Origin of the sequence: Sulfitobacter aestuariivivens, from assembly GCF_014763045.1 — a bacterium.
Classification (GTDB): Bacteria; Pseudomonadota; Alphaproteobacteria; order Rhodobacterales; family Rhodobacteraceae; genus Sulfitobacter; species Sulfitobacter aestuariivivens.
This window is the reverse complement of record NZ_JACTAG010000002.1, coordinates 1,225,975-1,244,606: the sequence shown is the minus strand read 5'-3', so window position 1 is coordinate 1,244,606 and position 18,632 is coordinate 1,225,975. Positions and strand designations below refer to the sequence as shown.

18 protein-coding genes and 3 pseudogenes are annotated in these 18,632 nt (G+C 56.2%); 15 read left to right on the top strand and 6 right to left on the bottom strand.

Annotated features, from left to right (window positions below):
- The first annotated feature begins 62 nt into the window (after positions 1-62).
- Complete coding sequence (locus H9Q16_RS15875) at positions 63-1,613, top strand: PAS domain S-box protein (RefSeq protein WP_191076389.1); 1,551 nt, start codon at positions 63-65, stop codon at positions 1,611-1,613.
- On the opposite strand, the gene H9Q16_RS15870 is transcribed toward H9Q16_RS15875, so the two are convergent.
- Positions 1,580-2,335 (bottom strand): response regulator, encoded by a 756-nt coding sequence (locus tag H9Q16_RS15870; RefSeq protein WP_191076388.1) that lies wholly within the window; start codon positions 2,333-2,335, stop codon positions 1,580-1,582. The two genes, H9Q16_RS15875 and H9Q16_RS15870, sit on opposite strands and share 34 nt — an antisense overlap.
- 171 nt (positions 2,336-2,506) lie before the next feature.
- On the opposite strand from H9Q16_RS15870, the gene H9Q16_RS15865 reads away from it, so the two are divergent.
- On the top strand, positions 2,507-3,181 hold the full coding sequence (locus tag H9Q16_RS15865; protein WP_191076387.1) for a helix-turn-helix domain-containing protein: 675 nt from the start codon (positions 2,507-2,509) through the stop codon (positions 3,179-3,181).
- A gap of 61 nt (positions 3,182-3,242) precedes the next feature.
- Here H9Q16_RS15865 and H9Q16_RS15860 read toward each other — a convergent pair whose 3' ends face one another.
- Positions 3,243-3,674, bottom strand: coding sequence for a DUF2267 domain-containing protein (locus H9Q16_RS15860; RefSeq protein WP_191076386.1), 432 nt, complete (start codon positions 3,672-3,674; stop codon positions 3,243-3,245).
- Between the two features lie 21 nt (positions 3,675-3,695).
- Positions 3,696-4,877: a DUF8173 domain-containing protein gene (locus H9Q16_RS15855; protein WP_191076385.1), complete on the bottom strand. Its 1,182-nt coding sequence runs from the start codon at positions 4,875-4,877 to the stop codon at positions 3,696-3,698.
- A gap of 149 nt (positions 4,878-5,026) precedes the next feature.
- Here H9Q16_RS15855 and H9Q16_RS15850 point away from each other — a divergent pair, with 149 nt between their 5' ends.
- Both H9Q16_RS15850 and H9Q16_RS15845 read left to right on the top strand, forming a co-directional pair.
- On the top strand, positions 5,027-5,512 hold the full coding sequence (locus tag H9Q16_RS15850; RefSeq protein WP_191076384.1) for an Hsp20/alpha crystallin family protein: 486 nt from the start codon (positions 5,027-5,029) through the stop codon (positions 5,510-5,512).
- 59 nt (positions 5,513-5,571) lie between these two features.
- On the top strand, positions 5,572-6,411 hold the full coding sequence (locus tag H9Q16_RS15845; protein ID WP_191076383.1) for a universal stress protein: 840 nt from the start codon (positions 5,572-5,574) through the stop codon (positions 6,409-6,411).
- Here H9Q16_RS15845 and H9Q16_RS15840 read toward each other — a convergent pair.
- The gene (locus H9Q16_RS15840; RefSeq protein WP_246455774.1) at positions 6,401-7,069 is read right to left on the bottom strand and encodes an endonuclease/exonuclease/phosphatase family protein; all 669 of its coding nucleotides are present in this window, start codon (positions 7,067-7,069) and stop codon (positions 6,401-6,403) included. The two genes, H9Q16_RS15845 and H9Q16_RS15840, sit on opposite strands and share 11 nt — an antisense overlap.
- 91 nt (positions 7,070-7,160) lie before the next feature.
- On the opposite strand from H9Q16_RS15840, the gene H9Q16_RS15835 reads away from it, so the two are divergent.
- The 6 genes and pseudogenes from H9Q16_RS15835 (at position 7,161) to H9Q16_RS15815 (ending at position 12,480) form a co-directional block, all read left to right on the top strand.
- A complete protein-coding gene (locus H9Q16_RS15835) occupies positions 7,161-7,814 on the top strand; it encodes a DUF2238 domain-containing protein (protein WP_343067868.1) in 654 nt (217 codons plus the stop codon).
- 55 nt (positions 7,815-7,869) lie between these two features.
- On the top strand, positions 7,870-9,354 hold the full coding sequence (locus H9Q16_RS15830; protein ID WP_246455773.1) for a YfcC family protein: 1,485 nt from the start codon (positions 7,870-7,872) through the stop codon (positions 9,352-9,354).
- A 48-nt stretch (positions 9,355-9,402) separates the two neighbouring features.
- Positions 9,403-10,200 (top strand): annotated as a pseudogene (locus tag H9Q16_RS15825) (arginine deiminase family protein); the annotation flags it as partial.
- Positions 10,201-10,325: 125 nt separating this feature from the next.
- Entirely contained in the window at positions 10,326-10,577 is a 252-nt protein-coding gene (locus tag H9Q16_RS20790; protein WP_281403145.1) for an arginine deiminase family protein, read from the top strand.
- Entirely contained in the window at positions 10,561-11,583 is a 1,023-nt protein-coding gene (gene argF / locus H9Q16_RS15820; protein WP_425507704.1) for an ornithine carbamoyltransferase, read from the top strand. Before H9Q16_RS20790 ends, argF begins: the two co-directional genes overlap by 17 nt.
- Positions 11,584-12,480, top strand: a complete 897-nt coding sequence (locus tag H9Q16_RS15815; protein WP_191076381.1) for a carbamate kinase — start codon at positions 11,584-11,586, stop codon at positions 12,478-12,480.
- Here the strand turns inward: H9Q16_RS15815 and H9Q16_RS15810 are convergent.
- The gene (locus H9Q16_RS15810; RefSeq protein ID WP_191076380.1) at positions 12,477-12,776 is read right to left on the bottom strand and encodes a chaperone modulator CbpM; all 300 of its coding nucleotides are present in this window, start codon (positions 12,774-12,776) and stop codon (positions 12,477-12,479) included. The genes H9Q16_RS15815 and H9Q16_RS15810 overlap by 4 nt on opposite strands.
- A gap of 3 nt (positions 12,777-12,779) precedes the next feature.
- Positions 12,780-13,706, bottom strand: coding sequence for a DnaJ C-terminal domain-containing protein (locus H9Q16_RS15805; RefSeq protein ID WP_191076379.1), 927 nt, complete (start codon positions 13,704-13,706; stop codon positions 12,780-12,782).
- Positions 13,707-13,861: 155 nt separating this feature from the next.
- Here H9Q16_RS15805 and H9Q16_RS15800 point away from each other — a divergent pair, with 155 nt between their 5' ends.
- From H9Q16_RS15800 to H9Q16_RS15780, 5 genes and pseudogenes are all read left to right on the top strand, one after another.
- Positions 13,862-14,707 carry a universal stress protein gene (locus H9Q16_RS15800; RefSeq protein ID WP_191076378.1) on the top strand — a complete coding sequence of 282 codons (846 nt, stop codon included), beginning with the start codon at positions 13,862-13,864 and terminating at the stop codon, positions 14,705-14,707.
- Between the two features lie 9 nt (positions 14,708-14,716).
- Complete coding sequence (locus H9Q16_RS15795) at positions 14,717-14,941, top strand: ClbS/DfsB family four-helix bundle protein (protein ID WP_191076377.1); 225 nt, start codon at positions 14,717-14,719, stop codon at positions 14,939-14,941.
- Positions 14,942-15,108: 167 nt separating this feature from the next.
- Positions 15,109-16,344 (top strand): annotated as a pseudogene (locus H9Q16_RS15790) (IS3 family transposase); the annotation flags it as partial.
- A 26-nt stretch (positions 16,345-16,370) separates the two neighbouring features.
- Positions 16,371-16,675: pseudogene (locus H9Q16_RS15785) on the top strand (integrase core domain-containing protein); the annotation flags it as partial.
- A 635-nt stretch (positions 16,676-17,310) separates the two neighbouring features.
- The gene (locus tag H9Q16_RS15780; protein WP_191076376.1) at positions 17,311-18,477 is read left to right on the top strand and encodes a nucleotide sugar dehydrogenase; all 1,167 of its coding nucleotides are present in this window, start codon (positions 17,311-17,313) and stop codon (positions 18,475-18,477) included.
- Positions 18,478-18,632 lie beyond the last annotated feature (155 nt).

Sequence of the window (18,632 nt, the reverse complement as noted above, 5' to 3'; positions counted from 1 at the left end):
TCAATTCCGCCTTGCGCCCAAGGCGCAGCATTTGGCAGTGTTTGACAAAGAGGACACCCGCCATGGTCGATACAGCAACAGACGTCGCCATTTTGCACGCCATCATGGAAGTAGCCGTAGATGCCATGGTCGTATCGGACCAAACAGGGAAAATTCTCCGGGCGAATGCCGCCGCAGCGCGCATGTTTCAGTTTGATTTGACCGAAATGCTGGGCCAGAGCGTCAACATGCTGATGCCCGAGGCTCTGGGCATGCTGCATGACGGCTTCATGGCACATCACATCAAAACAGGCGAAAAGCGGATCATCGACATTGGCCGCGATGTTGAAGGACAGCGCAAGGATGGTTCGGTCTTTCCGCTGCATCTGTCTGTCGGGCATAGTCAGGTCGAAGGAACGCGCATTTTTATCGGCATCCTGCATGACCTCACCAACCGCAAGGCGACCGAAGAAGCACTGGCACGTTCTCAGCGGCTTGATGCTATAGGAAAAATGACAGGCGGCATCGCGCATGACTTCAACAACCTGCTGACCGTGATCGTCGGTAACCTCGAACTGCTGGAGATGCGCGGTGCTGACGAACATCAGATGCCCCTGATTAAAGACGCGCTCGAATCCGCTGAGATGGGTGCAGATCTGACGACGCGGCTGATGGTGTTTGCGCGGCGCAGCAACCTCAAACCAGTGAGATCAGATTTGCGGGAGTTGTGCGCGAAAACACTGACACTGCTAAAACGCACCATTGGCGCGACCTACCGCATCAAAACGGACTTCGCCGCGGAACTTGATATGGTCATGATCGACCCGGTTCAGCTGCAATCCGCCCTGATGAACCTTGCGCTGAATGCGCGTGACGCTATGGGCGCGGGTGGCGAACTGCTGGTCTCCATCGCAAATGTCACGATTGACGACAGCTATATGGCTCAGGAAACAGATATTCAACCAGGCAACTATGTGCGGCTGTCTGTCAGCGACGATGGCGCAGGCATGAGCCTTGAGGCGCAGCGCCGCGCGTTTGAGCCGTTCTTTACCACCAAAGCCGAGAACGGTGGCACGGGCTTAGGATTGGCGATGGTCTACGGATTTGTACGCCAGTCCGGCGGCCACGTGACACTCTACAGCGAGCTGGGTTTGGGGTCGAGTTTCGGTCTCTATTTTCCGGCAGTGGAGCATGAAACTGAAGCGGATGGCGTATACCCAAAAGCCGTGAAACGACAAGAACCACCACGCGGCAATGGCGAGACAATCCTAATTGTAGAGGACAATGAGCGTGTGCGAAAACTGTCGATTGAACGCATTCGCGATCTCGGTTTTGCCACACTACACGCCGAGAATGGTGACCGGGCTTATGAGATGCTGAAGGCCGGCGCAGATGTCGATCTGGTATTCTCCGATCTTGTCATGCCAGGCACGTTGAACGGCTATGATCTGGCGGCCAAAATCGCCGCTGAGTTTCCAAAGCTCAAAGTCTTGCTGACCTCCGGATATGCGAGTGATGTGATCACCGGCGATTTGGCCCATGACATTCATTTTGACATCCTGCACAAGCCCTACCGTCAATCCGAACTGGCGCAGCGGCTTCAGGCGCTTTTGGCCGGTTCAGCCGATGGCTGAATAGCTCTCACGTCACTGGCAAAGGTATAACCGATCCCACGCACCGTCTTGATAAGTTTGGGGCTTGAGGGATCGCGCTCGATCTTCTTGCGAAGGCGAGCGACCTGATTGTCGATCGTCCGGTCCAGCGGGCTCCATTCGACGCCCCCGGTGAGATCCATCAGCTGATCGCGTGACAGAACGCGCTTAGGATTGTTCAGAAACACATTCAGCAGCCTGAAATCGCCACTGGTCAGATCACACGGCACGTTCTCCCTGTCGATAAGCTCAAGCCGGTCGGGGAAAGCGGTCATTCCGTCAAAGCTGAAGTGCGCGCTACCCGCTATCGCATCTATCTCTGTGGTACGTGCGGGTGCGCCGGATCTGCGCAATACACTTCGGATACGGGCAATCAACTCGCGCACATGAAATGGTTTGATGATGTAATCGTCCGCGCCGATCTCAAGCCCGACAACCCGATCAATCACATCATCTTTGCCCGTCACCATGATGATGGGCACCTGTGAAACAGCCCGGATCCGGCGGGCGATATCCACCCCATTGTCAGCGCCCAGCTGTAGATCCAACGTGATTAAGCTTAGACGTTTGTCTGCAACTGCCCGCATGACCTCGGCGCTTGTTTCCGCCTCGATTACGCGCGCACCTTCGTCCTCAAGCACATTTCGCAAGAGGTTTCTGATCTTTTGATCATCCTCAACAACAAGAATCCTCTGATCTTTCATAAGGTCTCATTATTTGCGCTTGGGATGCAGAAAATTGTCCGAGCCTTCGTGTAAATTGCAGTGAGAAAGAAGCGCACGATACAAAACGATACAAAATTTAGCAGGTGAACCATAAGCTGAATTACACATACACATCAAGATGACCTCAGCTTTACACGGAGGTCTGCACGAATGTATGTCACGATTCCAAGCGAATGCACCATCGAAGCTTCCATAGCACCTCTTGCCAGCGCAACACCTAAAACTGCAGAGGCGCGCCTGAAATCCGGCGCTTACCTGTATTTTGAGGGTGATGAGGTCGAATGGCTCTATCAGGTCACAAGCGGCGTGCTGCGGTTGACCCGGTTGCTGGCGGATGGCCGCCGACAGGTCATTGCTTTTGGGTATCCCGGCGACATCGTCGGTTTCCCGGCCAATGATCTGCACCACACCGATTGCGAGGCGCTTACCGACGTCCGCTTGCAACCCTTCCGCCGGTCCCACCTGGAAAACGGCGAAGGCGATCCTGAACTGCACTGTGCCCTGCTACAAGCAGCATTGCGTGAAATCAGCGCGATGCAGGATCATTTCATGATGTTGGGGCGCAAGTCCGCGACGGAAAAGCTCGCTTCTTTCCTTTGCGTCCTTTCAAAGCGTGTTGGCGAAGATCTAGGTGCATACCGTCAGATCACCTTGCCAATGAGCCGCTCGGACATCGCCGACTTTCTGGGTCTGACCACGGAAACCGTTAGCCGCACATTCACGCAACTACGCAAGAGCCGGATCATTACAATCGACAATATCCATACGATCATCATCCAACGCCCGACAGCGTTGCTGAGCCTTGCAGAAGGCGACCACGACTGAATTTGTCGGCGTCGCTAACCCGTAAGAAAAAGCCACGCAACACTTGCGTGGCTTTGATGTTTTAAGGAGCAGGCCACAGGTCGCGCAGATCTTGCGGCAGGCTCGCCCGAATGTCTTCGACTTCGCCCCGGCTGATCCTCGCATTGAGAAGATCAAATACGCATTTGATGTCATCCTGACCACGATACTCTGCCGTTTCACCCATCTGATGCCGTATGAAGGCGATAAAGTCCTCCGCGTGCCTCTCTTTAATCGGCGTGTCTTTTGGCACCCAGCTTTCAAAGAAGAACCCCCGGATCATCACGGGCAGTTGCGCCGAGAACTGAGCCACTTCATCGACCAACAGGTGATCGCGGATGCGGTGCAGGGTCACGCGCATAAGCCGAAGGGCGGAGCGCTTTGATGACCAGTCCAGCCGCCCTGCCAGCTCGTTGATCCACTCATGGGTCAGATAGACACTCTGGTCGATGACCTCCAAACCTTGTGCGGTCATGGGTTTTCTCCTGTTCTTAGGTCAGTCTTTGATCGGTTTCATGTCGACATCGAGAACCACATCGGGGGTTCCAATGAGCGATTGGAACACAGCGCGGGTCATCGCACCGACGCCAAGCAGCACAAGTGTGTAATTCGCAACCCAGCCCACAAATGGAATAAAGTTCAGAAGTGCGATAGATGTGATCGCTCCGGCAAGGATTGCAAGCCGCGCGAGATTACTCGGGTCATCCGCCCCGCCCAGACCAGTCCAAAGACGCATAGCGACGCTGTAAGCACCCAAGGCATAACCAAGAACCCAGGCCACCACGATGGCAAGAATGGCGATAGGAACGAAAGGCAGACCAACGATGGTAAGCGCGGTCACCAGGACGATGCCAAAGAGCATGGAAAGACCAATCACACCGAGCATGAATGTCTGACCGGGTGCCGCCGCGATGCTGCGCCGCATGCGTGCTAGCCGCTTGGGCATGAACCCCAGCATCAGTGCGCCAAGAGCGAGGAAGAACAGCAGCGAAACGATGAAGCCGAACATCATTGAAGCGAAAGTAGGCAGCGCAGGCATATCTTTGGTGACGTCCTGCCATTCCTCAAAGATCTGTCCGCCAGAAACCTTTTCGAACTTCACGCGATCCTCTGATGCCACGCGCACCGGCACCTTGATCTTTTCGTTGGTACTATAGGTAAGCGTGCCAGAAACCACCGCTTCCGGTCCGAAAGAGAGAGTCTGCGCCAAAACACGCACATCTCCTGTGATGGGTGCATTCAGAATGACGTCCCGGCCGATCACCGACAAAGCACCAGCTACCGGTCCTTCGACTGTGACCGAATTGCCCAACAGTCGCGCATTCCCAGCGGTTTTGGCGCTGTTTGCAGTGCGGGCAGAAAACGCCATGACTGAAAGATCCTCGGCGATGTCGCCCCGGATCACAACGGTCGCACCCATTGCATAGAGGTCTTCGGCAACATTGACGTCGACTGACACGTCAAACCCGGAAACATGCATATCGCCCAAGGCAGCACCCTTCACGCGCGCGGATCTTGCTGCAACGAAGGTATCCCCTTTGGTATCAATCGACTGGTTTATCAGTCCACCCGCAAAGAACGTATCATCACCATTCCAAGTCGATACTTGGTCGGCAGAAGCTGCGTGTGACAAAATCGCGAGAGTAATCGCGGTGAGTATCTTGGCAAATACAGACATTATTGGCCCCTTGTTTCAGAACATTGTTGCCCTGAGGACCTACGCGAATCTCCGCTCTATCGATTGATCGGGATCAATTGGTGCTTTCTGCGTCCTGATATTCAGCCAAGGATACACTCTGTGTCGACTGCATTGAAAGGAGATTGAAGATGTCACGTCAAACGCTTCCCCAATCCACCCGATCCGCTGGCGAACCTGCACTGTTCCCGTCGCTCCAGAAGGAAATGAACCGTCTGTTTGACCAGTTCAAATCCAACTTTCCGATGCTGGAGGATGACGGCCAATCCTTCTTTGCAGGCTCAAGCTTCCCGGCCATTGACGTGGTTGAAACCGACGACGCGATCGAAGTCAGCGCAGAGGTGCCAGGCGTCAAAGAAGATGATCTGGATGTCACTGTTTCTGGCGAATTGCTGGTTCTTAAGGGCGAGAAAAGCGCCGATCACGAGGAAAAACAAGAAGGGCATCATCGGATTGAACGCCGATATGGCAGCTTCCGCCGTCAGATTCCCCTTGGCTTCACGCCTGACGATGGTGCCGTGAAAGCGGACTTTTCTGATGGCATCCTCAAGCTCAGCATCGCCAAACCCCCAGCCGCCAAAGCCGCAGTCCAGAAAATCAACATCAAAAAAGTCTGACGAAAATCTGGGGCGCTGCGATGCGCCCCGGCTCGGACCACGCTCAAAGGAATAGACACATGGCCCCCAAGACAATTCTTGTATGCCTGACCACGCCCGATCATGCGGAAACACTTCTCAAAGTTGCGGTGCCAATCGCGCGCAAACACGGTGCGCATCTGATTGGGTTGCACACCGTTGAAGCGCTCGTCGTCTACCCCGGCATAGCAATGCATATTCCGGACACGGCCTTTGCATCCTTCAACGAAAGCCAGAAAAAGGAGTCAGAAGCGATCAAAGGTGTGTTTCAAAAGCATACCAGGTCCGAAGACTTCGTCAGCGAGTTCCGTTTGGTCCGGGCAGAAGCACAATCGGCCAGCGAGCGTATGATCGAAAGCGCGCGAGCGGCTGATCTGGTCATCATGGCTCACGAGGACAAGAACAGCGACCGCTATGATCAGCGCCATGCCCAGACCCAAGTGATCCGCGAAAGCGGGCGACCTGTGATCGTGGTGCCGCTGGAATACGACGGGCCTGAGATCGGCGCCAACATCCTATTGGGATGGAGCGATACACGCGAGGCAGCGCGCGCAGCGCACGACATGCTGGCCTTGGCAGATGATGGTGCATCTCTGACGGTCCTGCGCGTTCAGAAAAGCCCTCAGGATGCGTTCAAGGATTCCGACGCGATTGATATGGTCGAAATGTATGCGCGGCACGGCCTGAAGCCTACGTTGGTTCATCGTGATCCTATGGGCGGCAGCATCGCAGACGTATTGCAGAACGTGGCATTCGAAGAGGGCGCTGACCTGATTGTCACCGGTGCCTTTGGCCATTCGCGCGCATATGACTTTGTGCTGGGGGCCACGACCTATGCTCTGTTGCGTGATCAGAAGCTGCCGATTCTGTTCAGCAAGTAGCGGCGGGAACCGAAATGTCGGACCAGATCGGCAGATGGTCCGACGCCACCCGTGCAAGCGGGCTTTGATCAACACCTGCATCACGCAAGGTTAAGCCGTGTGAAAGGGCAAAACGATCAAGTGCAGCGATGGGGCGTCGCGCGTGGAACGACTTTCCAGGGCTGAGAGTCTTAAATCGGGCCTTCAACGGCTCAAACCCTTTCGTCTTGGACCATTCGTTGAAGTCGCCAGCGATGATGCAATGCTTGTCTTCGGACGAGAACCTGCTCAGCTCTGAAAGCTGCGCCTGCCTGTCCCCTCTGCGCAATCCCAGATGTGCCCCGATGATGGTCAGACCTGCCCCCAGACCGAGTCGCACTCTGACGGCCCCTCGCGGCTCAAACCCGGGCAGGTCCAATCGGTCAACGCACATCACGTCAAGACCTTTCCGCGCCAATACGGCGTTGCCATGCCAACCAATACTCACATCGTTGGGGGACACGTTGACCAGTTCAAAATCCGTCTCGGTCTCGATCATCTTGCGCGGCAAGGCGGAGGGACGCGAACCCAGCCGTTTGTCGGCCTCTTGCAGCACAACCAAATCCGCATTCAGATCGCTGATCACTTGCAAGGTACGTTCAGGCCGCCGCTTTTGGTCAAGACCACGGGCCTTGCGCATGTTATAACTTGCAATGCGTATCTGCGTCATCTGCATGCCAGATATATATGAACGACCACGCCTGATTTTAACACCACTCCTAAGGTCATCTGTGAAACTGATCCAAGACACCAGTGCCATAATGTTGATCATCTGGGCGATGCTTCTGAGTACGGCTGTGATCGCGCTTGGGCTGTCGCGTTGGTCTCTGGCCTTTGTCAGCTTCGCAACGCTTGCTTTGTCTCTGTTGCCGCCCCTGCTCGCTGCCCGATGGTCTCTTCGCCTGCCGTTGCCGTTTCTTCTGTTCACAACCCTGTTTTTCTTTGCATCGATCTTTCTGGGCGAAGCTTTCGATTTCTACGAACGCCTTTGGTGGTGGGACATCGCATTGCATGGCCTTTCGGCGGTGGGCTTTGGCCTGACGGGGTTTCTGTTTGTCTTTATGTTATTCGAAGGCGACCGCTTTGCCGCGCCACCCTCCGCCATCGCATTCATCAGCTTCTGCGTCGCAATGACAGTCGGCGCGCTCTGGGAAATTTTTGAATTTGCAATGGACGTTTCATTTGGATTGAACATGCAGAAGTCAGGCCTGAAAGATACCATGGGCGATCTGATCGTAGACGCTTTGGGTGGGCTTATCGCTAGCGTTACCGGCTACTTTTACCTGCGGCGCAATGCGGCAGGGCTGCTGGGTAGAGGCCTTGGTCAGTTCATTGAAATGAATCAACGCCTCTACCGGAAGTACAAACAGCGCATCAAGAAATAGTGACGGTTCTGTCGTCCGATTGAGCAATCTCAATCGGTATTCCCTCAACTGCCCCATGATCATGGAAACCGCGCCCATAAGGGAGGTATTTCAGATGGTCATGCCACCGCACTACGGCTCCGATCAAAAGCAGCCAGAAGAGAGCCGCTTTCCATCCGCCTACACAATCCTCTTTGGCCTTGTCATCGCAATGGCCGCACTGACGTGGATCATTCCCGCAGGTCAATATGAACGCGCCCCGAATGCGGCGCTGTCCAAGGACGTCCCTGTCCCCGGCTCCTACGCGCTGGTAGAGGCGACGCCGCAGGGGTTCATTGACGTACTACTGGCCCCAATCGCGGGGTTCTACGACCCCTCATCATACGAAGCAAACGCGATCGACGTCTCGCTGTTCGTCCTCATCGTTGGTGGGTTCCTCGGCGTTGTTACCGCAACGGGCGCGATCAACACGGGCGTGGCACAGGCCATGCGCAAGCTGGAAGGCCGCGAGAAATGGATGATCCCGATCATGATGGCGCTGTTTGCTGCTGGAGGCGCGACCTATGGCATGGCCGAAGAAACGCTGGCGTTCTATGTCCTGCTGATCCCGATCATGATCGCGGCCGGCTATGACGCGCTGACAGGTGTCGCGATTATCATGCTTGGCGCTGGTGTTGGGGTGATCGGTTCAACCATCAACCTGTTCTCCACCGCCATTGCCTCCAACGCGGCGGGCATTGCTTTTACCGAAGGCATGGTCCTGCGCTTTGTGATCCTTGGGCTGTCGTGGCTCGCGGCTGTTGCCTTTGTGATGCGCTACGCCGAACGGGTGCGCGTTGATCCTACACGCTCTCTTGTTGCGCATCTGCAGGATGAGAACGAGGCGCACTTTCTGCAAAAGCACGCGCCGGTCGAAGGTGAAACGCTGACGGGGATGCAAAGCGTGATCCTGATCCTCTTTGCGGCAACCTTTGTCATGATGGTTTGGGGCGTCTCCTCGCAAGGCTGGTGGATGGCAGAAATGTCCGCTTTGTTCCTCGCTGCGTCCATTTTGATTGGGACATTGGGTTGGCTGGGCGAAAAGGCGTTCACCAATGCTTTTGTCGAAGGTGCGCGCGACCTTTTGGGTGTGGCGCTGGTTATCGGGCTGGCACGCGGCATCGTGATCATCATGGATCAGGGGCGGATCACCGATACCATTCTGCATACGTTCGAGCGCTGGATCACCGGCATGTCCGAGGTTGCGTTTATCAACGCACTTTTCGGGATCGAAGCGTTGATGAGCTTTCTCGTCCCCTCCACCTCAGGGCTGGCCGTCCTATCAATGCCGATCATGGCACCGCTGTCGGACTTCGCCGGTGTCAGCCGTGACTTGGCTGTCACCGCCTTTCAAACCGCAATCGGGATCACCAATCTGGTAGCACCAACATATGCTGTTGTTGTCGGCGGCCTCGCTATTGGGCGGGTGCCGTATAACATCTGGCTCAGGTTTGTCTGGCCCCTGCTGTTGGTGCTGTCACTTATCTCCATGGCGCTGTTAAGCGCTGCGGTGCTGCTATGAGCGCGCCTTTGGGAGTACACTCGGAAGTCGGAAAAATTGCGTACTGTCATGGTCTCGAGTCCCGGCCTGGCACTTGAACGGCTGACCCCAAGCAACTGCGACGCGCTGCTGTTTGACGATGTCTTCTGGGTGGATGAGGCCCGCAAGGATCACTTCGCCTTTTGTGACAAGATGCGTGAACGCGGCATCGAAGTGCTGGAACAGCACGATCTCCTGACAGAGATTCTGGATCAAACAGAGGCCCGTCGCTGGCTTCTGGATCGCAAGATCACAGAGGACCGCATCGGCGTCGGCATGATGAGCAACCTGCGCGATTGGCTGAATGAACTGCCCGCCGCCGCCCTGACCCGATTTCTGACGGGTGGAATCACGGTCAGCGATCTGCCCTTTGCCCCGCATGGCATGTTTGGCCGTTTCCTCGGGGCCGATGGTTTTGTGCTACCGCCTCTGCCGAACCTCATTTTCACCCGCGATACATCCTGCTGGATCTACGGGGGCGTTACGCTGAGCCCCATGCACTGGCCCGCGCGGCAGCAAGAGACGTTGATCGCGGCCACGATCTATCGCTTCCACCCGCGCTTTGCGGGCAAGGCAAAGGTGCTCTGGGGCAACCCCGATCAGGATTTTGGTCCCGCAACGCTTGAGGGCGGAGACGTAATGCCCATAGGAAATGGAAGCGTGCTGGTCGGAATGGGCGAGCGCACGACACCGCAGGCCGTAGGGCAATTGGCCGTCTCGCTCTTTGATCAGGGCATGGCGACACGTGTTATCGCCTGCCAGATGCCGGCGTCTCGCGCCGCGATGCATCTCGATACGGTCCTGACATTCTGTGATCGCAATACCGTCACCAGCTTCACGCAAGTGGCTGAACAGATCAGATGCTATTCCCTTTACCCCGATGACAAGCACGCGCTGAAAGTGGTCGAAGACCCCGGCCATCTCTTTTTGACGTCATTCAGGAACCTCTGCATATGGACAGCCTGCACATCATCGGCACGGGCGGGGACCATTTTGAACAAGAGCGTGAGCAGTGGGACGACGGCAACAACGTCGTTGCCTTGGAACCCGATGTTGTCCTCGCTTACGACCGCAACGTCCACACCAACACGCTTCTACGCAAGGCAGGCATCGAAGTCATCACCATCCGTGGTGCCGAATTAGGCCGCGGCCGTGGCGGTGGCCACTGCATGACCTGCCCCATTTCACGTGATCCGGTGGAGTAACGCCTTGTCCTTCAATCTCAAGAACCGCTCGTTTTTGTCATTGCGCGATTTCACCCCGCAAGAAATCAAATTCCTGCTGAAACTCGCCACTGATCTGAAGGCCGCGAAATATGCAGGCACCGAACAGCCAACCCTTACAGGCCGCGAGATTGCATTGATCTTTGAAAAGAACTCCACACGCACGCGCGTTGGGTTTGAGGTCGCAGCCCACGACCAAGGCGCGCATGTCACCTATCTGGGGCCGTCGGGCAGTCACATTGGCAAGATGGAAAGCATCAAGGACACCGCGCGGGTGTTGGGCCGAGTGTACGACGCGATTGAATATCGTGGGTTTGGTCAGGACATCGTTGAAACGCTGGCTGAATGGTCCGGTGTACCCGTCTACAACGGGCTTACCGACGCATTCCACCCGACGCAGATCCTCGCCGACGTTCTGACCATGTCTGAACACGTCGACAAACCACTGGGTCAAATCGCGTTCTGCTTTATGGGGGATGCGGGCAACAACATAGGCGACAGTCTGCTGATTGGTGCCTCCAAGCTGGGGATGGATGTGCGCCTTTGCGGGCCAAAATCACTTTGGCCGGACAAAACCATCGTCAACGGAGCATTGGCCGAGGCGAAGCTGACCGGCGCGCGGATCCTTTTGATCGAAGATGTGCAGCAAGGGGTAAGCGAATGCGATGTCGTCTATACTGACGTCTGGGTCTCTATGGGCGAGCCTGAAGGCGTCTGGGCCGAGCGCATCAAGCTGCTGATGCCCTATCAGGTGAACACCGAAATGATGGCGATGACCGGCAATCCGCACACGAAATTTATGCATTGCCTGCCTGCGTTTCATAACACCGAAACTGAAGTCGGCCAGCATATCCGCGATACCTTTGGTCTGGACGCGATGGAGGTGACGGAAGAGGTATTCGAAAGCCCCGCCTCTATCGTTTTTGATCAGGCCGAAAACCGCATGCACACCATCAAGGCCGTTCTGGTCGCAACTCTTGGGTCGTAAATGAGAATTGTCGTCGCTTTGGGCGGGAACGCCCTGTCTAAACGCGGTGAAACGCTGACTGCCGAGGGCCAGCGCGCCAGCATCCGCGTCGCTGCCGAATCTCTGGCTAAGCTGCTTGAGGCGGGTCATGAGGTGGTGATCACCCACGGCAATGGCCCGCAGGTCGGCTATCTGGCGCTGCAAGGTGGGCTTTTCCCACTGGACGTGCTGGGGGCCGAGACCGACGGCATGATCGGCTATGTCCTTCAGCAGGAGCTAGACAATGCCTACGAGCCGGATGCGAAATACGCCACACTTCTGACCCAGATTGAGGTCGATCCCGGTGATCCCGCGTTTCAGGCTCCGACAAAGTTCATCGGGCCGATTTATGCAGAAGCCGAAGCCGCAAAGCTGAGCACGGACCGCGGCTGGTCCATCGGCAAAGATGGCGCGCATTTCCGCCGGACCGTCCCCTCCCCGCGTCCTAAATGCATTCTGGAATTGGATGTCATCAATCTCCTGCTGGAACAGAAGGTCATCGTCATTTGCGCTGGCGGTGGTGGCATTCCGGTAGTGCAGAAACCTGACGGCACGATGATCGGTGTGGAAGCTGTCATCGACAAAGATCATGCGAGCGGCCTGCTCGCGCGGGAAGTGAAGGCGGATGCGTTTTTGATGCTCACCGACGTGGCAGGCGTTTTCACAGATTGGGGCGGGCCGGATGAAACGATCCTTCGCGCGGCCACACCTGATGAACTGGCCTCCATGTCCTTTCCGGCTGGGTCAATGGGGCCGAAAGTCGATGCCGCCTGCGACTTTGCGCGCGCGACCGGGGGTTTCGCTGCCATCGGGCGGTTAGAGGATTGCATGGCACTGGTTCAGGGCGCCAAAGGCACCCGGATCAGTATGAAGCCCTAAGGTGCCTCATACTGCGCCAACCGTCGCACTACAGCATCACGTTCATCGAGAAGGTCCAAGACCAAGGCGACACCTGCTGTGTTCACACCCAGGTCACGGTTAAGTCGCCGCGCTTTTTTCGCGCGCCGGATGCTGGCACCGAAAAAGCGCCAATTGCTACTGGTGCCGCCAATGGGGTCGAGCACGCCGTGCTCTACCAACTCGATCACCCAGGCCTCATCCGCATCGCAGAAGCGACAAAGGTCCTCCAGCGTAAGCATGTCGACAACGTCGCTGTGAAGGGTGGTCTTTTTCATGATCTAACCTCCTAGATTGGCACGCGGATCAAAGGGCATCTCCTGTGCCATCTTCTCAAAAAACGCGCGGGTCTCGGCTGTGTCAGCCTTTGGGTTGACGATTTTCAAAGTTGCATAGATGTCTCCGCTTAGATGACCCGGCAGCCCCTTACCCTTGAGCCGCAATTTTTGACCTGCGCGCGCATTCGTGGGTATGCGCAAGTCCACTTTGCCATCGGGGGTGGGCATCTTCACATGCCCGCCAAGGGCGGCCTCCCACGGGGCGACCGGAAGGTCGAGGTACAGGTCCTTGCCATCAGGGCGATAAACGGGATGTGGGGCGAAGGACACTTCAAGAAACAGATCCCCTGCGGCACCCTCGCCGGCTGCGCCCTGCCCCACAAGCCGAATGTGCTGACCTTCGGACACGCCTTTGGGCACGTTCACTGCGACGGCGCGTTCTGTCAGCGTAACACTGCCATCTGGACCTAGCACCGGCGATCTGACGCTCAGCATACGTTTTGCCCCAGTGAAGGCTTCCTCTATCGTGATTTCGATCCGACCGTGGCTGTCAGCCCCCCGCCCAGCCCCCATACCACCCGCCGGATCAGCGCCCCGCCGAAAAAGGGTTTCGAAAAAATCGCTGTAGGCCGCATCCTGCTGCGGACCGCCTTGCGAGAATGAGAAACCACTGTCCCAATCAGGCGGCGGCTGGTAACGCCACTGACCGCGTGGCGGTTCTTGCCCCAACTGATCATAGGCCGCCCGACGCTCAGAGTCCTTGAGCACCTCATAAGCCGCGTTCACGTCCTTGAACTTTGCTTCGGCTTCGGCGCCCGTATTGATATCGGGGTGATACTTTCGTGCGGCCTTGCGAAAGGCTTTCTTAATCTCGTCGGCACCCGCATCCCGCGCGACGCCCAGCACTTTGTAATAGTCCTTAAATTCCATCTGCCTGCCGTTCGCATGCTTTTGTCTGATGCCATCCTGCCATCCACAAGGCCTTGGCGATTTGATCTGTGTCAGTCGGGCAGCCCTGCGATGTGCCAGCCTGCTTGCAACAGATCCGGCCAAACGGGCGGATACTCTATGAAAGGAAGACTGCCATGCACAGCCGTACGATACTCTTTGCCCTGAACGCTGACACGCCAGACGTGCAGATCACGCAGGCCGCCGAAGCCGCAGCACAGGACGCCACACACCTCATTTGCCTGTTGCTCGGCCAGGCCCCTGCCTTGCCAATGTATGCCTACGGCGTGCCACCTTATGGCGGAATGAACATCCCCGACAACTGGAGTGAAACGGTCGAGTTGGCGCAGCGAGAACACAAGGACCGCGTCGACGCGATTGAGGCTTTGCTCGCGAAATCTGGTGCTTCTGGCGAAGTTCACCCAGCGCTCAGTGTGACCCAGGATATCAAACACCACGTTTCCCGGCTTGCCCGCGTGAGTGATGAAGCATTTTTTGCACCCAATCTGCGCGACACACCTGATGTCCTGCGCGAAGCCGCTTCGGGAGTTTTGTTCCACTCCCCTATCGGTTTGCGCCTGAATGGGTCGGTTGAGCAGAAAGCAGGTCGTGTGTTTGTAGCTTGGAACAGCAGCGAAGCAGCATCGGCGGCCATACATGCAGCGCTGCCGTACCTGAAAAAGGCAAGCGAAGTCGTCATTGCCTGCATTGATCCGGTCATGACAGTGTCGGGGGGTGGTCAGGACCCGGGCGTAGACGTGGCCAAATGGCTCAGCCATCATGGATGCAACGTCACAGTGTCTCAATTTCCCAGCGGTGGCCGCGAAGTCGGGCAAGCTATTCAGGATCGCGCCACTGAACTCGGCGCCGATCTGGTTGTCATGGGCGCATATGGCCACGCGCGGATGATCCAGACGGTTCTGGGTGGCACCACACGGACCATGATGGAACAGACTGACCTGCCACTTATGTTGGCGCACTAAGGAACAGCAGTGGCTTGCACCACCAAAGCCGAACTGATCACCTTGACGCAAAAAGAATACGCCAAAATCCAAAAGCTGTTGGCGCCGCTGGATCACGCGGCCGCATCTTTGGGTGAGCCCGGTGTATCGATCAAAGATATGATCGGCCATCGCGCCCATTGGACTGATCTGTGTCTGCGGTGGTACACGGACGGCAAGGCCGGGCAAGAGGTGTTCTTTCCGGCCGAAGGCTAAAAGTGGAGCAACCTGAGACGCTGTAACGCAGATCTGCGAATTAAGCAGTCGGACCTTGATTGGGCAGCGGTTTGCGCGTTGCTGCAAAGCCGTTGACCTGCCCCCCGAAATCTCCCGCATTGTAATGTAGAGTTTGCTCGATCTTTTGAAGTAGCAAACGAATGTGAAAGAGCCGTTTAACGGAATCCCAAATCATCGGGATGATCAAAGAGCTGGAAGCCGGGATGCCAACGGCGGAGGTGTGCCGCAAGCACGGCCTCGGCCAAGGAACGTTCTACAAATACAAATCGAAGTATGGCGGCATGGAGGTGTCTGATGTCGCAAAGCTGAGAGCGATGGAAGACGAGAACGCCCGGCTAAAACGCGTGCTGGCCGATACGATGCTGGATAATGCTGTTTTGAAGGATCTTCTGGGAAAGAACTGACGACGCCGAATGAGCGGCGAGAGGCAGCGCTGAGGGCGATGCGGGATCACGGCATCTCGCAACGCCGGGCCTGCCGACTTGTCCACTGCCCGGCAGGGCACTGCGAAGCAATGTCCTGAGAGGGGGTGTCGATCCGAAGACAGTCCGGCGCGAATGCCCGTCCCGCCTGCCCCGGCAGTCGAAACGCAGTTTCGATGAGAGGGGGATAATCCTGAGATACGCAAGGAGATGAAGGCTGTCGCGGCCAAGCGTCGCCGGTTCGGTTATCGGCGGATCGGCGTGATGCTGGAGCGCAAAGGGATGATCATGAACCACAAAAAGCTCTATCGGCTTTACACGGACAAGAAGCTGGGCGTCAGGCGAGGACGGGGCCGGAAACGGGCGCGTGGCTCTCGGACACCGATGCCGGAGGCGCTGAGGCCTGGCGAACGCTGGTCGCTGGACTTCCTATCCGACACGTTCGGGGCCTCGCGCCGATTCCGCATTCTGGCCGTGAACGATGATTGCTGCCGGGAAAATCTTTGTCTGATGGCGGATACCAGCATCTCGGGTGACCGGGTTGCGCGGAAATTGGATCCACTTGTCCGGCTCTATGGCAAACCGGCCAGCATTGTCAGTGACAATGGGACGGAGTTTACCAGTCGCGCGATCCTGAAATGGGCCAACGAGAACAATGTCGATTGGCACTACATCGACCCGGGGAAGCCGCAGCAGAACGCTTTCATCGAAAGCTTCAACGGCAGCCTGCGTGATGAGTTGCTGAACGAGGAGATGTTCGACAGCCTAGACGATGCCCGGCGAAAACTCGCGCTTTGGCGCTACGACTACAACAACGCTAGGCCGCACTCATCTCTGGGGAACCAGGCACCCAATCAAGCGCGTCGGACGCCTGAGCAATTTGAGGGCTCCGCGCCCGACGCGCTTGCCCAAACCGACGACCAGAACTATGAAAACCAGTCCCGCAAACTCTCGATATGAATGAGGGAGCCTCGGGGGGCAGGTCAAAAGGCATGCCGCACACACGCGGCGCACCTTATCATCCGCAAACCCAAGGCAAGATCAGCGCTGACATCAGACCCTCAAGAATCGCATCTTGTTGGAGAACTACTTCCTGCCAGGGGACCTTGAAACACAGATCGCCGCCTTCGTTGGGCACTACAATCACCAACGCTATCACGAAAGCCTACACAACCTGACACCCGCCGACATCTACACAGATCGAGGTAACACAATAATGCTCCAGCGAGAAAAGACAAAAAGGCAAACCATGAAGCTAAGGCGCTTGCAGCACGCCAAAACCGCTGCTTAACTGAAAACCGATGAGCGATGACCCCTCAAAGTCAAAACGCCATCTGTCTCAAACCATTTGATGACGGACAATCCTTCTTCAACCAACTTCTGAAACCGCGCCCGCAGCGCATCAGGCAAAGGTGCTGACATGATCCATCCTCCCAAACAGGATGAATCACAAATCAACGCTTATGGGAATCCCCAACGATTCCGGTTTTAGGTCGGATGCTTTAAGTTCCTTTAGCGGGTACACAAAACGGACCCTCGAAGATCCACACCCGGGCAGGCATCATTTGACAAGCCTTTGATAACGTGTGATTTTGCAAGGTTCCATTTTCGGTGCAGAGCCCTCTCCTGGGCACCAATTTTTCTCAGAAAAGCTCCTACTCAATAAATTGAAAGCGGTATTTGCCAGCGCCAGATGGAAAAAGGACCATCGGCAGGCTGAGACGCAAAGGTCAGTACGGCAAGAGATCGTCTGAGGAGTTTAGACATTTCAGCACATAGCCGGAAGCTGGAATGCCGATAGCTGAGCGCGATCTAAAATTAAGCTTCAGCGCAAGTCCAAATGAATTGGTTGCACGGCGTGTGCCGCGCGTATAGCGGTTCGGCACAAGTTATTGTTGATCAAAAAATGCTATCCGAGGTGCGTTCATGAAAATTGCAGTCGCCGGTTTGGGGTATGTCGGCATGTCCAATGCCGTCTTGCTGTCGCAACACAATTCGGTGGTGGCGGTGGACGTGGACCCCACACGCGTAGAGATGGTGAATAACCGCATCAGCCCGATCGTCGATCCCGATCTGGAAACGTTTCTCAAAGAGATGACCCTTGACCTGACCGCGACCACGGATGCGGCCACCGCCTATGAGGGCGCTGATTTCGTCATCGTGGCGACCCCTACCAACTATGACACCGACACAAATTACTTCGACACAACCAGCGTCGAGCAGGTGATCGCCGCAGTGAACGCCCACAACCCGGATGCGACGATCGTGATCAAATCGACCATCCCGGTCGGATTTGTCGACCGGATGCGCACGGTGATGGAAACACAAAATATCATCTTCTCGCCCGAGTTCCTGCGCGAGGGTCAGGCGCTCTATGACAACCTGCATCCCAGCCGGATCATCGTGGGGGCAACGACCGACGCAGCTCGTGCCTTTGCCGATCTGCTGCTGCAGGGGGCCATTAGCAAGGATGTTCCGGTACAGTTTACCGACGCTGCTGAGGCCGAAGCGATCAAGCTTTTCGCCAACACCTATCTTGCGATGCGTGTTGCGTTTTTCAATGAGCTGGACAGCTATGCCATGTCGCGGGGCTTGGACAGTCGACAGGTTATCAACGGGATCAGCCTCGATCCCCGCATCGGGGATCACTACAACAATCCGTCGTTTGGCTATGGTGGGTATTGCCTGCCCAAGGACACCAAGCAATTGCTGGCGAATTATTCCGAAGTACCACAAAACCTGATCCGCGCCATTGTCGATGCCAATCGCACACGCAAGGATTTTCTTGCTGAACAGATCCTAGCCATGTCGCCTACGGTGGTTGGCGTGCACAGACTGGTCATGAAGGCGGGGTCAGACAACTTTCGCCAATCCTCCGTTCAGGGGATCATGAAGCGGATCAAGGCAAAAGGCATCGAAGTGATTGTTTATGAGCCTGAGCTCGAGGAAAAGGTTTTCTTTAACTCGCGTGTGGTAAACGATCTGGAGGCGTTCAAGACTGAGGCAGATGTCATCATCGCCAACCGCAAGACGCCGGAGCTGGAAGACGTCGCCGACAAATTGTTCACACGCGATCTGTTTGGCGACAGCTAGGCAGGCCGCGGCAATTGCCGATGCAGCATGTGAATATGGGAAAATTAACCAAGATTAATGTAAACATCTGAATCACTGAAGTTTTTCCTCAATCTGTTTACCTTTCGTTAAGGGTGGGGATGCGAAATGTAGGTTTACCGGACCTGTGGGTGGGA